This is a genomic window from Micromonospora sp. PRAS1, assembly GCF_059553435.1.
Genome location: NZ_JCANNB010000033.1, coordinates 48,210 through 62,363, shown reverse-complemented (window position 1 = coordinate 62,363; position 14,154 = coordinate 48,210). Strand labels below are relative to the sequence as shown.

Annotated in this window: 13 protein-coding genes; 4 read left to right on the top strand and 9 right to left on the bottom strand. The window is 72.0% G+C overall.

Annotation, left to right across the window (positions count from 1 at the left end; all coding sequences use genetic code 11):
• The first annotated feature begins 48 nt into the window (after positions 1-48).
• Complete coding sequence (locus AC507J_RS25230) at positions 49-1,638, top strand: MBL fold metallo-hydrolase (protein ID WP_496291684.1); 1,590 nt, start codon at positions 49-51, stop codon at positions 1,636-1,638.
• A 36-nt stretch (positions 1,639-1,674) separates the two neighbouring features.
• On the opposite strand, the gene dpgD is transcribed toward AC507J_RS25230, so the two are convergent.
• The 9 genes from dpgD to AC507J_RS25185 form a co-directional block, all read right to left on the bottom strand.
• Positions 1,675-2,481 (bottom strand): enoyl-CoA-hydratase DpgD, encoded by an 807-nt coding sequence (gene dpgD, locus AC507J_RS25225; RefSeq protein ID WP_496291683.1) that lies wholly within the window; start codon positions 2,479-2,481, stop codon positions 1,675-1,677.
• A complete protein-coding gene (dpgC, locus tag AC507J_RS25220; protein ID WP_496291682.1) occupies positions 2,478-3,797 on the bottom strand; it encodes a (3,5-dihydroxyphenyl)acetyl-CoA 1,2-dioxygenase DpgC in 1,320 nt (439 codons plus the stop codon). The genes dpgD and dpgC overlap by 4 nt, the downstream gene beginning before the upstream one ends.
• Positions 3,794-4,477, bottom strand: a complete 684-nt coding sequence (gene dpgB, locus AC507J_RS25215) for an enoyl-CoA-hydratase DpgB (RefSeq protein WP_496291681.1) — start codon at positions 4,475-4,477, stop codon at positions 3,794-3,796. The genes dpgC and dpgB overlap by 4 nt, the downstream gene beginning before the upstream one ends.
• Positions 4,474-5,598, bottom strand: a complete 1,125-nt coding sequence (dpgA, locus tag AC507J_RS25210; protein WP_496291680.1) for a 3,5-dihydroxyphenylacetyl-CoA synthase DpgA — start codon at positions 5,596-5,598, stop codon at positions 4,474-4,476. The genes dpgB and dpgA overlap by 4 nt, the downstream gene beginning before the upstream one ends.
• A gap of 128 nt (positions 5,599-5,726) precedes the next feature.
• On the bottom strand, positions 5,727-7,055 hold the full coding sequence (locus AC507J_RS25205) for an aminotransferase-like domain-containing protein (RefSeq protein ID WP_496291679.1): 1,329 nt from the start codon (positions 7,053-7,055) through the stop codon (positions 5,727-5,729).
• Entirely contained in the window at positions 7,052-8,071 is a 1,020-nt protein-coding gene (gene hppD, locus AC507J_RS25200) for a 4-hydroxyphenylpyruvate dioxygenase (protein WP_496291678.1), read from the bottom strand. The genes AC507J_RS25205 and hppD overlap by 4 nt, the downstream gene beginning before the upstream one ends.
• 256 nt (positions 8,072-8,327) lie before the next feature.
• Positions 8,328-9,401: an alpha-hydroxy acid oxidase gene (locus AC507J_RS25195; protein WP_496291677.1), complete on the bottom strand. Its 1,074-nt coding sequence runs from the start codon at positions 9,399-9,401 to the stop codon at positions 8,328-8,330.
• A 221-nt stretch (positions 9,402-9,622) separates the two neighbouring features.
• Positions 9,623-10,615 (bottom strand): MsnO8 family LLM class oxidoreductase, encoded by a 993-nt coding sequence (locus AC507J_RS25190; protein WP_496291676.1) that lies wholly within the window; start codon positions 10,613-10,615, stop codon positions 9,623-9,625.
• A gap of 57 nt (positions 10,616-10,672) precedes the next feature.
• Positions 10,673-11,002, bottom strand: coding sequence for an SbtR family transcriptional regulator (locus AC507J_RS25185; protein ID WP_496291675.1), 330 nt, complete (start codon positions 11,000-11,002; stop codon positions 10,673-10,675).
• A 41-nt stretch (positions 11,003-11,043) separates the two neighbouring features.
• On the opposite strand from AC507J_RS25185, the gene AC507J_RS25180 reads away from it, so the two are divergent.
• From AC507J_RS25180 to AC507J_RS25170, 3 genes are all read left to right on the top strand, one after another.
• Positions 11,044-12,138, top strand: coding sequence for an alkene reductase (locus AC507J_RS25180; protein WP_496291674.1), 1,095 nt, complete (start codon positions 11,044-11,046; stop codon positions 12,136-12,138).
• Positions 12,139-12,525: 387 nt separating this feature from the next.
• A complete protein-coding gene (locus AC507J_RS25175) occupies positions 12,526-12,945 on the top strand; it encodes a Rid family hydrolase (RefSeq protein ID WP_496291673.1) in 420 nt (139 codons plus the stop codon).
• 278 nt (positions 12,946-13,223) lie between these two features.
• Positions 13,224-14,150, top strand: coding sequence for a GlxA family transcriptional regulator (locus AC507J_RS25170; protein WP_496291672.1), 927 nt, complete (start codon positions 13,224-13,226; stop codon positions 14,148-14,150).
• Positions 14,151-14,154: the final 4 nt, after the last annotated feature.

Genomic DNA, 14,154 nt, shown 5'->3' with positions numbered 1-14,154 from the left:
TTGCCATGCCTCGATTCCATGTGCCATCCGGCGAAATGGGGGCCTACGATGGGCATCAGTGACGAACCGATGTACCTCCGTTCCAACGTAATCATCGAGCCGCTGGTCGACCGGTTCTACGCCTGGCTGCACATCGTCGCGCCGGTGCAGGCGTCGATGAACCTGGCGAACCTCCAGGTGCCGCTGCTCGAGTCGTACCTGCAGAATCCGCAGGTCCACCTGGCGGCCAGTGTCAATCCCGCCCTGCGCGGCGGCTACTTCGCCAACATCGAGGAGTCGCGCAGCATGGAGATCGCCGCGCTGCTCGACGGCATCAAGCGGGAGCGGGCCGACATGTTGGCCTTCGCGGCCGCGGTCGCCGAGGCCGAGGACATGCTCCGGCAGAACGCGACGGGTTTCGACCTCACCCCGTTGTACCCCAAGCTTCCCGCCCCGCTCAACGGGCTCGTCGAGCTGGCCTACGACACCAGCAACCAGCCGTCGATGCATTTCATCGAGCCGCTCGCCTACACCAGCCCGTACTACGACACGAGCCGGCAGTCGGTGCAGCTCTCTCTGGATGACGGGACCGAGCGGCCGTTCATCCTCAGCACGCCGCGACTGCCGTCGCCGAACGTGCTGGACCTGCCGATCCGGTTCAGTCATCCGGGCCTCGACGAGCTGTTCGCGGCGCGGATCAGGCCCACCACCACGGCACGGCTGCGGGAGGCGCTCGAACTCGACGACGCGCAGACCGAACAGCTGCGGCGGCTGCTCACCGACGCCCCGAGCGCGGCCCCGGACCGGCACATCGAGACGGGCGGCCGGGTGCGGTACTTCGGCCATGCCTGCCTGCTGCTGCAGACGCCGGAGGGCGCTGTGCTGACCGACCCGTTCATCAGCACCGACAACCGCCACGGCGACCGGTACACCCTGGACGACCTGCCCGACCGCATCGACCTCGTGCTCATCACGCACGGCCACCAGGACCACATCGTGCTGGAGACCCTGCTGCAGCTGCGCTCGCGCATCGGTGCGGTCGTGGTGCCCCGCTCCTCGCGCGGCAACCTGTGCGACCCGTCGATCGGGCTGTACCTCAAGGCGCTCGGCTTCACGGTGATCGAAGTCGATGACTTCGACGAGGTGCCGTTCGCGGGGGGCGTGGTCGTGGCGACGCCGTTCCTGGGCGAGCACTCGGACCTCGACATCCGCGCGAAGTCGACCTACTTCGTGAAGCTCGGCGGCGCGACCGCTTTCGTCGGCGCCGACTCCTCGGGCATCGATCCGGCGCTCTACCGGTACGTCCGCGCCCATCTCGGCCACGTCGACATGGCGTTTCTGGGCATGGAGTGCGACGGTGCCCCGCTCACGTGGCTGTACCAGGGCCTGCTGACCCGGCCCGTCACCAAGCGCATGAGCGACTCGCGCAAGCTCTCCGGCTCCAACGCCCAACAGGCCGCGGCGATCATGACCGAGCTCAACGCGGACGAGGCCTACGTGTACGCCATGGGCGAGGAGAGTTGGCAGGGGCACGTGATGGCCACGACGTACAACGAGGACACGTACCAGATCAAGCAGATCGAGGAGTTTCTCGGCTGGTGCTCCAACCAGGGCGTGACCGCCGAGCACCTGTTCAACCAGCGCGAATGGCGCTGGTAGCCCGACCGCACCGCCGACCGGGGTGGTGTGGCCGCGTCAGCGGCCGCGCCACTCCGGATCACGGCCCTCGGCGAAGGCCCGCGGGCCCTCCACCGCATCGCGGCTGACCATCCGCCGCCGCTCCCAGGCGAACTGGGTGTTGAACGCCTGCTCCAGCGGCATCTCCAGGCCGCACCGGGCGGCTTCCTTGATGGCCCGCACGGCGAGCGGCGCGGCCCGCAGCAGATCCTGGACCCATCCGGCGACGCACTGGTCGAGCTGGTCCGCCGGCACCACGTCGTTGATCAGCCCGAGGTTGTGGGCGGTGCGCGCGTCCAGGCGCCGGCCGGTCAGCAGGTAGCCCATCGCCGTGCGGAGCGGCAGCTGCCGGGTCAACCGGAACACGCCACCGGCCCCGGGCACCAGGCCCAGCAGCACCTCCGGCAGCGCGAACACGGCGTCCTCCGAGGCGACGATGATGTCGCAGGCCAGCGCGAGCTCGAAGCCGCCGCCGAGCGCGTAGCCGTTGACCCGGGCCACGATCGGCTTGGAGAAGTCGAAGCGCTCGGTGAGCCGTGGCCAGCCGGGCAGACCACGGCTGCCGAAGGTCGTCGGCGGGGCGCCCTGCTCATCGAGCCGGGCCCGCTCGCGCAGGTCCTGGCCCACCGAGAAGGCGCGGTCGCCGGCGCCGGTGAGCACGACCGCCCGCACGTCGGCGTCGCTGTCGATCTCGTCCCAGATGGCCCCGAGTTCCCGGTGGGTGTCGAGGTCCATGGCGTTGAGCACCTCGGGCCGGTCGAGCGTCACGTAGGCGGCGTGGTCGCGCTTCTCGTAGCGCACCTTGCGCCGGCGGCCCTGGTTCACGTGGTGCCGCCGAACCGGCCAACCTTGCTCACCACGTCGTCGCTGTGCAGCCGAAGCGCCTGCTCGACGGCGAAGTCGGCGAGGAACCGGCGGAAGGCGTCGAGCGGCTCCTCGGCGGCGAGCAGCATCCGCCGGTTCGCCGCGACCGCCGCGCCCCGCAGCGCCTCGGCCCCTCGCCGCACGGCCGCGTCGAGCGCGGGGCCGCTCTCGTGCACCTCGTCGAGGAACAGCCGGGCGTCGGGCTCGGTGGCCCGGATCCGGCGGCCGAGGAGAATCAGCTGGCGCGCGGCCCGGGCCCCGGCCGAGCGGGTGAGCCGGAAGGGTGCCACGCCGGGGATGATGCCCTCCTGCGCCGCGGGCAGGCTGACGTAGGCGTCCGCAGCCGCGACGACGTGGTCGGCGGCGAGCAGGAGCTGGGCTCCCCCGCCGATCGCGAAGCCGTCGACCACGGCGATCCACGGTTTGCCGGCCGGTGGCCGCCAGCCGTCCTCGGCGCCTAGCCCGCGGACGAGCTTGTGCAGGTAACCCAGCTCGCGGCGGAGGATGAAGTCCACCAGCCCGATCCGGCCTGCGTGCAGCGCTTTGAGGTTGATGCCCGCGCAGAAGACCCGCCGGCCCCGGTACCGCGGGTGGGTCATCTCGCCGCCCCGGAGCACGAGGACGTCGACCGCCGGGTCGAGCAGCGCCAGATCCACCGCGGTCTCGAGGTCGTCGACCTGGGCGGCGTCCTCGGCGTTGAGATTGTCGCCCCGGCACAGCGTCAGCTGGGCGATCCCATCGTGTCGCTCCAGCCGGACCGCGCCCAGGTCGGCCCGGCCCAGGCTGCGGTACGCCTCGAGGAGGCGCAGCGCGCGGGGAGTGGGCCGCAGCATCGCGGCGAGCAGGTGACGGCCCGTCTCCGGCTGGCGCAGCACGGCCCCGATCAGCAGGCCGTCGGCGATCTCATCGCCCTCCTTGGCGCCCTGCGTGCGCTCGCGCTCCGCGACCCGCGCGGCGGGGTCGGCCACCAGCCCCGGAAATGCGGTCGCCGCGGCCGCGCATAGCTCGTCGAGGCGCAGCGGCCTGGTGAGCCCGCCGGTCAGTTCGGCGTAGACGGCACCGGCGTGGCGGGCGAGGAACCCGGCGCGCGCCCGATGGGCCGTCTCGCGCGCCGATGCGGCCGCCACGCGCTCGGCGGGCGACCGTTCGGCGGCGGCGGGGAGGCCGGCGAGCGTGGCCGCGACCCGCGCCGCAGCCGCGCCGATCTGGCGCCGGGCCGCGGGCAGATCGGCGGGGACCGGCACCGGGCCGGGCGAGGCGACCGCCGACGCGGTCATGACGGCGCCCGGGCGGCGCGGCGCAGGGTCCGGTCGCAGGCCGCCAGGTGGACGCCGAGGGCGTCTTCGAAGGCGACGGCCGGCGCCTCCAGGGCGAGTTGGCGGCGCACCGCCAGCTCGGACCCGGACACGGCGGCGACCCGGCCGACCGCGGTGGCCAGCGTCCGCGGCACGTCGTCGGTGACCTCGTGCACGAGGTGCAAGGCGCGGGCCTCGTGCACGTCGAGCGCGGCGCCGAAGAGCACCATCTGCCGGACGGCCCCGGCGTGCGACACCTGGCGGGCCAGCCGGTACAGCGTCATGCCGGGCCAGACGATCCCGTCGAGGACGGGCAGCACCAGGCGGGCCGATCCGTCGGCGATGCGGTGGTCCGCGGCGAGCAACGCGTCCAGGGCGGTCCCGCCACAGTCGCCGGTGACCACCGCGACCGTCGGCGCGGCCAGCCGCTCCAGGCGACGCAGGGCCTGCTCCCACCGGCTCACCAGCTTGACCGTAAGGTCCGCCGGCCACGGCCCGGTCGGCGCGCCGGAGAGCCGCAGCACCACCACCGGCGCGCCGCCGTCGTGGTCCTCAGCCCGGTCGCAGACGGCCGAGATCTCGGCGATCGGCTCGGCGGAGAGACTGCGGGCGCCGTCGATCCGGGCCACCAGCACGTCGTCCGCCGACCGCAGGGCCGTCACCACTGGACCAACGCCGTCTCGAGGGTGGAGCCCGGCCCCATCGTCATGAGCACGCCGAAATCGCCGGGCGCCACCGCGCTCTCCTGCAGCAGCCGCTGATAGGAGAAGAGAAACGAGCCGCTGGACAGGTTGCCGTGGTCGCGCAGCACGCCGGTGGTGTGACGCAGGTCGTGGCGGGTCAGGCCCAGGTTCATCCGGACCGCGTCGATGACCTTCTTGCCGCCCGAGTGCACCAGCCAGTGCTGCACGTCCCGGCGGCGCAGCCCGGCCCCCGACAGCAGCCGGTCGACGACCAGTTCCGCGTGCGCGCCCACGACGTACGGGATGTCGGGGTCGAGGAAGAAGCTGAACTTGTGCTGCGTGTCGTCCCAGTCGTAGCGCATCGCGTCGAAGGCGTCGGTGACGATGTGGCTGGCGAATGACAGCAGCTGCGGCGCGCCCGGGCCGAGCGCGGTGCCGTCGCCGTCCGGTGCCGTCACGACGACCGCGGCGGCACCGTCGGCGAACAGGCTGTTGACCACCGCCGTGCGCAGCGTCGAGTCGATGACGTAGGCAGCCGAGCACGCCTCGGTGCAGAGCATGACGGCAACCCGGCCGGGGTTGGCCCGGGCCCAGGCGGCCGTCGAGTTGAGCGCGTTGAGGCCGGCGTTGCAGCCCATGCCGGCGATGTCGACGCGGTGGCAGCCGGGGTCGAGACCCAGTTCGCGGATGAGCAGCGCGGACAGTCCTGGCGTGAGGAAGCCGGTGGAGGTCACGCAGCACAGGTAGTCGCCAGCGGTCAGCGTCACGCCGGCGTCGGTGAGCGCCGCCCGGATCGCCCGAGCGCCCATGTCGACGGCGACCCTCCGGTGCTTGCGCAGCAAGGCGCCCTGCGACTCCTCGACGGGCGTGCCGGCCGAGGTGCGCGGCACGGTGAGGTACCGTCGTTCGATCCCGCTGTTGGTGAAGATGGAGCGCACCTTCGGATCCGTGATCTTGAAGAGGTCGAGCACTTCCTGCTGGGTGTAGGAGCGGTCGGTGACGGCGGTGCCGACGCCGGTGATGCGCGGGTGGGCCGGGGCCGCGCCGGGCCAGGGCCGGGCCGCGGGATGCCGCTGCGTGTCGTCGAGGGTCGCGGTCATCGGAATGTCCACCCCCACATGCGCCGCTTGCTGCGCGGACGGATCACCACAGTCGTCATGGGCGTTCACCTTCCCGAGGCGGGTCGTGGTCGGCCGCCCGGGACGGACGGCCGGAAAGCATCGCGGGATCAGCCCTGCAGCGCCGAGCGGGAGGTCTCGGCCGCGAGGAACCGGGCCAGCCGCGCCGTGCCGTCCTCGATCTCGGCCGCCGACAGGTAGCTCGTCGACAGCCGGATGCTGTGCTCGCCGCCGCCGCCCGGATGGAAGTACGACATCGGCGTCCACAGCACGCCGAACTGCTCGGCCGAGCGGGCCAGGGCGGCGTTGTCGGCCCGGAACGCCACCGACATCGCCAGGAAGAAACCGCCAGCGGGTCGGTTCCAGGCCACGCCGAGCTCGGCCCGGCGCGCGGCCGGCAGCCGCCGCTCCAGTTGCTGCAGCATCTGCCGCATCGACTCGCCGTAGTGCTCCGTCAGGTCGGCGTTGAGGGCGCCGAGCTGGCCGTCGCCGGCCAGTAGGGCACCGGCCACGACCGCCTGGCTGAGCGAGGAGGTGTTCACCGTGACCATGCTCTTGATCTTGGCCAGCTCATCGGCGAGCAGGGCGCCGGTGTCGACCGGCTGGTCGGCGACGACGTACCCGACCCGGGCGCCGGGGAAGATCGTCTTCGCGAAGGTGCCGAGGAGCACGACCCGTCGCCCGGCGTCGAGGGACTTCAGCGTCGGCATCGGCCGGCCCGGGCTGACCAGCCGGTACGGGCTGTCCTCGAGCACCAGGATGTCGTGCCGCGCGGCCACCTCCAGCAGCGCGCGCCGCGCCGCCACGGGCATGGTGACGCCCGACGGGTTCGCGTGGTCCGGGATCACGTACAGCGCCCGTGGGCGCCGCCCGCACGCGACCTGCGCCTCGACGACGTCGGTGACGTCGGCCGGGTCCAGCCCGCCGGGCCGTTCGGGCACCGGCACCACGTCCACGTCGAGCAGCCGGGCGGCACCGGTGATGCCCATGTAGCACGGACTGGCGACCAGCAGCACGTCGGCCGGGCCCGCCATCAGCGCACGCACGGCCAGCAGCATCGCCTCCTGCGCGCCGACGGTGACCACGATGGACTCCGGCGGCACGTCGATGCCCTCGTCGAGCCGCAGCGAACGGGCGATGAGCTCACGGATGGTGCCGGCCGCCGGGCCGTACTGGTACAGCGCGCTGCGGATCTGCTCCGGCGTGCGCCCCTCGCTCTCGAGGTGCGCCATGTAGCGGCGCAGGTGCTCGAAGATCTGCTCGATGTCGAAGAAACCGTCGTACGGTCGGCCGGGCGCGAACGAGATCGCCTGCGGGTGGCGCGAGGCGACCTCGTTGAGGAAGTTCATGGTGTCCAGCAGCGGCTCGGAGAGGCTCGCGTGCAGGTCCGCGCCGCGCAGCTGAGCCGGCCGCGGCCCCGATCGGGGCGGGGCGCTCACTGCGCCGCCAGCCGGTCGCGCTCGACGGCCTCGTAGAGCGCCCTGATGTTCGCGCTACCGAAGCCGCGCGCCCCACGGCGCTGGATGAACTCGTAGAAGAGCGTGTTGCGCGGGTACGGGGACCGGGTGAACAGCTGCAGAAGGTACCCCCACTCGTCCCGGTCGGCCAGCACGTTGGCCCCGCGCAGAGCGTCGATCCGCTCGGGGATCTCGGGGAAGCGCTCGGCGAGCGCGTCGTAGTACGCGCCCGGCGTCGGCAGGAACGCCGCGCCCCGCCCCGTTGCCTCGGTGACCGCCGCGACGATGTCGTCCACGAGCAGCGCCAGGTGCTGCACGCCGGGGCCGCCGTTACGGGAAAGGAACGCGTCAAGCTGCCCGTTGCCGGTCACCGATCCGGGGGCCACGAGGGTGAAGGTCGCCTCACCCGTCTCGCTGCGCACGACGACCGAGTCCATCGAGCTGCCGCCGACCTCGACGAACTCGGAGGAGTACCGGCCGAGACCGAAGGCTGCGGTGTAGAAGTCGGCGTAGCGATCCAGCGAACCGGCCTCGACGCAGATCGCGATGTGGTCGAGCAGTTGGAAGCGGCCCGGCGCCGCGGCCGGCCCGGCGTCCGGGCTCGTCCAGTCGCGGCCGGCGGGCGGCCGCAGCGCGGTGCCGTCGCCCGCAGCCACCAGGGTGTGGCGGACCGACCCGAAGCCGGAGACCACCGGGTTGCCGTGCAGGACGCCGAGATCGGCCGCGCCGGCGGCGAGCGCGGCGGCCCGGGTCGCGCCGGCATCGGCGCACTCGAACGCGATGTCGGCGATACCGTCGCCGTGCGCGTCGACGAACTCGGCGGTCCGCGGACCCGACGTCACCACCAGTTGCAGCCGGCCCTGCCGCAGCAGCGCCGACGCCGACTCGTCGTCCTCCGACTCCGCCGCCACGGCGAAGCCGAGGGCGGTGGTGAGGTAGTCGACGACGGCCTTCTGCTCGTGTGTGTACAGCTCGACGAACGCGATGCGCTGCGCCACCATATGGCCTCCCCCGAACGGCGTTGCGGTGGAAATCTTCGGCGCGGGCCAGCCTCACAGAACCCTGCGATGGGCGCAATGCCGGTGCCTGCCCGTACAACTGGAAACGCGCCGCACTCGAACGGCCCCACCGAATCGGCAGTTGCGGGCCTGGACTCACCAGCCGGTACGGCTGGTGAGTCCAGCACCGGCAGGTCGAGGCGGGCGGCGAGGTCGAGCAGGAGCAGCCGGCGCTACAGGGCGTTCTCGGTCGGCCTCAGCTGGGTGTCCTCGGCGATCCGGTCGCAGCGGATGTCACGGCCAGCTCCCGGGTAGCCGCGACCGAGCCGACGCCGGCAAGGCGCATCGCGTCCACCAGTTCGGTAACGACGATGTCGAGCACGCGGGCCACCCCTTCTTTCCCGCCGACCGCGAGCCCGTACAGCACCGGCCGGCCGAGCAACACCGCGTCGGCTCCCAGCGCGAGGGCGGCCAGCACGTCGACACCGCGGCGTACGCCGCCGTCGAACAGCACCGGGATGGCACCATCGACCGCCGCCGCGACATCCGGAAGCACGTCGACCGAGGCGGGGGTGCCGTCGAGTTGCCGGCCGCCGTGGTTGGAAACCACGATGCCGTCCGCCCCGGCCTCGATCGCCCGGCGGGCGTCCGCGGCGGCGAGGATCCCCTTCAGGACTATCGGCAGCGGGCTGACCGCGCGCAGCCAGTCCAGCACCGACCAATCCAGGTCGGGGTCGAACGCGGCGAGCGCGTGGCCGCTCGGTGAGGCGAAGTCGTCGCGGTCCAGGTTGACCGGCTCGACGCCGGGCGGCAACCGGAACCCGTTGCGCAGATCGCGCAGACGCCGGCCGAGATGCGGAGCGTCCACTGTCAACACCAGCGCCTCGAAACCGTTCCGCACCGCCCGGTCGATCAGCCGCCGGGTGGCTGCTCTGTCCCGGAAGCAGTACAACTGAAGCCACAGCGGACCGGACGCGGCGGCGGCGATCTCCTCGAACGTGCACCCGGCGAAGGTGCTGACCACGATCGGCATCCCGCCCGCGCCGCGCGCCATCGCGACCTCGCCGTCCGGATCAACGAGCGTGTGGTACGCCAGCGGCGCCACCGCGACCGGCGCCCGCCAGGTGCGGCCGAGGATCCGGGCCTCCACCACCGGTTGACCGGCACCGGCCAGCACCCTCGGCACCAGCCGCAGCCCGTGGAAGGCAGCCAGGTTGGCTGCGAGCGTACGCTCCTCACCCGCTCCCCCGGCGACGAAATCCCAGACAGCCGGTTCCATCCGCTCTTGGGCGAGCAGCTCGTACTCCGCAAGAGTCAGCGGTGCTGGCACACGCGGTGTACGGCTCTCTGCCCGGTCATGCGAAACCACCATTGCCGACGCCTTCCCCCGCGTCCCCCGAGAACGTGCCTCGCCGGGCGTCAGACTCACACGGGCCCGCTGCGGTCGACAACCGCGCGTCCAACCGCGTACCGGTTCACCTGGACGCGTTCTCAGCCGAATTTCCGGAGGTCGCGCATCGCGGAGCACAGGATCATGGACGTCAAAGTGACCTATCGCCCGAACAGAGCGGCCAGCTCGGCATCCGAAACGGCCAGGGCGGCCCGGTCGAAGGTGCTGCCGGCGGCGACGAGTTCGGCGGCCCCGGTTCGGTCGAGCAGCTCGGCGAGCTGACGTTCCACCTGGGCCGGCGAGCCGCTGATCGCCCTCGCCGCTGTCTGCTCAAGATACTGCTGCTGGCGCAGGGTACGGGGAGCGGACCGGGCCACCTCCACCGGCTCCAGCGGCGGGAAGACGCCGGTAGTCCGGCTCTGAGCCATCGCCAGTGCCTCAGGAAGCAGCAGGTCGGCGGCCTCCGCGGCGGTGTCGGCGATCAGCACGTCGAGGCTGACCGCCACCCACGGCTCCGGTTGCTGCGGCGAGGGTTGGAAGGCGTGCCGGTATCCGGCCAGGGCCGCCAACCCGGGCTCCGGGTCGCCGCCGACTCCCAGGAGAGGGCCGCCCACGATCACCGGCAGGCCCAGCTCGGCCGCGATCGGCAGGCCACTTCCGGTGGCCAGCGCGTACAGCGGCAATGCTCCCTGTGGCTGCGGGTGCAGGGTGATCTCTGCCGTCCCGTTGAGGAACCGGCGCAGCTCGGCGAGGTCCGCGGCGAAATCGCCGTCGGTCTGCCGCAGCGCACGGCGCACGGGCGCGGTGAACCCCGGCGAGCGGCCCAGCCCCAGGTCGACCCGGCCCGCGGCGAAGGCGGACAGCGTCGCGAACTGCTCCGCCACCACGAGCGGCTGGTGGTGGGGCAGCATCACCCCGGCCGAGCCGATCCGGATGGTGGTCGTCGCACCGGCGACGGCGGCCAGCAAGACCGCCGGGGCCGCGCCCGCGATACCGGGGACGCTGTGATGTTCGGCCACCCAGAGCCGGTCGTACCCGAGCCGTTCGGCCTGGGCAGCACGCCCGACCGTGCCCCTGAGCGCCTCGGAGTCGGCCTCGCCGGTGCGGGTCCGGGACCGGTCCAGCAGTGACACGCGCAGGCCGTTGCCAATCATCACAGTTTCAGCGCCGCCGGACCCGGGCTTGTTCCCCGGTGCCACGTACCCACTTCCTCAGGGTTGGATCGAGCGCAGCATCAGTGGGAGATGGCGCTGGGAGTCCGCCACGGCGTTGGGTCCGGCGGCCAGGACGACGCCGTGGTGGGCGGCGATCAGCAGCCGGAAGTCGGCGACGGTCAGATCGGCGCGGACGGTGCCCGCCGCCTGCGCGCGTTTCAGTAGCCGGGCGATGACCCGTTCGGTTTCCCGCCGCTCGTGGTCGAGCCCGTCTCCGGTGACCACCGCGTCGACGTACGCCCTGGTGAAACCACGGTCCCGCAACTGGTACGCGCAGAGCGTACGAAGCAGTTCCCGCAGTGCTCGCGCCGGATCCGGATCACACAAGGCTTGCATCTCACATCAACGTCAGATTCTACGGTGGGGGCATGGCATCACTCTTCGACAATGTCCTTCTCGGTCGCCTCCGGCTTCCCAACCGGCTCGTGATGGCCCCGATGTCACGAGTGCGGTCCGACCGTGCAGGGCTCGCGACCGCGTCGATGGCGACGTACTACGCACAGCGGGCCAGCGCCGGCCTGATCATCACCGAGGGCATCCACCCCAACCTGGTCGGGCAGTCCAACCCGCTCACGCCAGGGCTGTACACCCCGGCGCAGGTCGACTCCTGGCGGCAGGTCACCTCCGCCGTGCACACCAACGGGGGCCGGATCTTCGCGCAGATCATGCACGCGGGTCGGATCAGCCACCCGGACACGACCGGCCACCAGCCGGTCGCGCCCTCCGCCGTCGCCGCCCGCGAGACATACGTGTTCACCCCGAGCGGACCGCAGCTTGTGCCGACGCCGCGTGCGCTGTCGACAGCCGAGGTTCCGGGTGAGGTGGAGTCCATCGCGGCGGCGGCGCGGCACGCGGTCCAGGCCGGCTTCGACGGCGTGGAGGTGCACGGCGCGAACGGGTACCTGATCGGGCAGTTCCTCTCCGGCAACGCCAACCTTCGCACCGACCGCTACGGCGGTTCCGTCTCCGGGCGTATCCGGTTCGCCGTGGAGGCGGTCGCGGCCACGATCGACGCGATCGGCGCGCACCGCGTCGGGTTGCGGTTGTCGCCCGGCGCGGGCATCGCCGACGCCATCGACACCGACATCGCCGAGGTGTACGGCGCGCTGCTCGCCGAACTCGTCCCGCTCGGACCGGCGTACGTGCACCTGGCCGGCACCGACGAGCAGGTGCTGCTCGGACTGCGCCGCGCCTGGCCCGGCACGCTCATCGTCAGCCCCTCGGCAGCGAACAGCCCGGTGGCGGCAACCCGGGACGACGCCGAGCGTTGGCTGGCCCACGGGGCGGATCTGATCTCGCTCGGCCGCGCGTACCTCGCCAACCCCGACCTGGTCGACCGGTTCCGGGCGGACCTGCCGCTGGCGGTCGCCGACCAGGCCACCTACTACACCGGCGGCGACGACGGCTACCTCACCTATCCCGCGTACGCCCACCCACGCCCGACCGCGACGACATCCGCCTGACCCGATGCCGTGCGGAGGTCGCGTCTACTGCGGACCGGCCGCCTCCGGGGCCAGGTCGACCGGCCGCACCTTGAGCATGGCGGCGATGCGCATCAGGGCGCGTCGGTCGGCGGGGTGAGCGGGTCGAGGAGCACACGGAGCGCACATGCGCGGGCGCGGCGGCGACGTCGTAGCCGGCATCGGTGAGGGCGGCGATGGTATAGCGGCGGTCCCCCGGGTAAGGAGAACGCTCGACCCGGCCTCGCTGTTCGGGCTGCCTGACGACATTGGAGAGACCGGACAGCGAGCCGTTGGCCAGGTAGGCGAGTTCGCTTATCCGCAGCCGCCGGTCGAGTGCCTCCAATATCACAGTCACTTCAAGCTCGAAGTCATAGACGGGAGAAGAGCATGACCGAGCCACAGTTTTTCGCCACGCCCGGCTACGGCCCGTGGATGCTGGAGAACCGGCACTACCATCAGGCCGTCCGGATCGGCGACCGGGTCGACATCTCGGGTCAGGGCGGCTGGGACGACCAGCTGGCCTTCCCCGAGTCGATCGAGGAGGAGATCGTCCGGGCCTTCGACAACGTCGAGCGCACCCTGGCCACGGCCGGGGCCACCTGGCGGGACGTCGTGTCCGTGGACTCCTTCCACGTCTCGGACTCCCCCGATGTCCTCAGCGAGGCGCACGGCACGGTCATGATCGAGCAGTTCCGCAAGCGGATGGGTGACCGATCGCCCATCTGGACCATGATCGGTGTCGCGACGCTGGCCGCGCCGAAGATGCGCGTCGAGATCCGGGTGACCGCCGTCGTCGGCCGCACCTGACCGGTCACGAGCGACCCGCGACGACGCGGAACGGGTGTGCCGGGGCCGGCCTACCGCCGGCCCCGGCGCAGCCGTGTCGGGAACAGTTCCTCGTCCACGATCGTTCCTCAGCTCGAGCGGCGGAAGCCGCACCCGTGCGTGGGCAGCTGATGCCTCGCAGGGCTGCGGAGAGGCGAATGCGCACGAATGGCGGAAATGCCCATACGTGCGAGGATGGTGACGCGGTCGGCACGCGTCGACCGGATCGGAGTCGGGGGATGCAGCGACCGCATCAGGTGATGGTTCTCGTGCTCGACGGGGCGCTCCCGCTGGACGTCGGGATCCCGGCGGAGGTGTTCCATCCGGAGTCGGGGTTCCCCTACGAGGTCTCGGCCTGCGGGGTCACTGCCGGAACGGTGCCGTCCCACGGAGGCTTCGGCTACGCGGTCCCGCAGGGCCTGGACGCACTTGCCGCCGCAGACACGGTCGTCGTCCCAGGCTACGCTCCGGCGGGTCGGCCGATACCGGTGGAGGTACGCGAAGCGCTCCGGAGCGCCGCATCGCGCGGGGCACGCATCGCGTCGATCTGCTATGGCGCATTCGCCCTCGCGGATGCCGGCCTGCTCGACGGCCTGCGGGCGACGACGCACTGGGATGCGGCGGAGAAACTCGCAAAGCGGCATCCGCAGATCACGGTCGAGCCGAACGTGCTCTTCGTCGACGAGGGATCCATCCTCACCTCGGCGGGGGCCGCCGCCGGGCTCGACCTGTGCCTGCACATCGTTCGGCGCGACCTCGGCGTGAGCGCGGCGAACGAGATCGCACGAGGACTCGTCACCGCGCCCTACCGGACCGGGAGCCAGGCCCAGTACCTGCCGAAGACCAGTTCGGCAGCCCATGGCGAAACCCTCGCCGCGACGCGCGAATGGGCCTTGTCGCAGCTCGACCAGCAGCTCACGATCGCCGAACTCGCCGCACACGCACGGATGTCGCCCCGCACGTTCCTGCGCCGCTTCGCCGAAGAGACCGGCAGCACCCCGCTGCAGTGGATCCTCCGAGCGCGGGTCGACACCGCCCGCGAACTCCTGGAAGGCACGAGACTGTCGGTCGACCGCATCGCGGACCAGGTCGGCCTGGGAACCGGATCGAACCTCCGACTGCATTTCCGCCGACTCCTGAACGTGTCCCCCTCGCAGTACCGTGCCACCTTCTCCGGGCGGAGCTGACCAC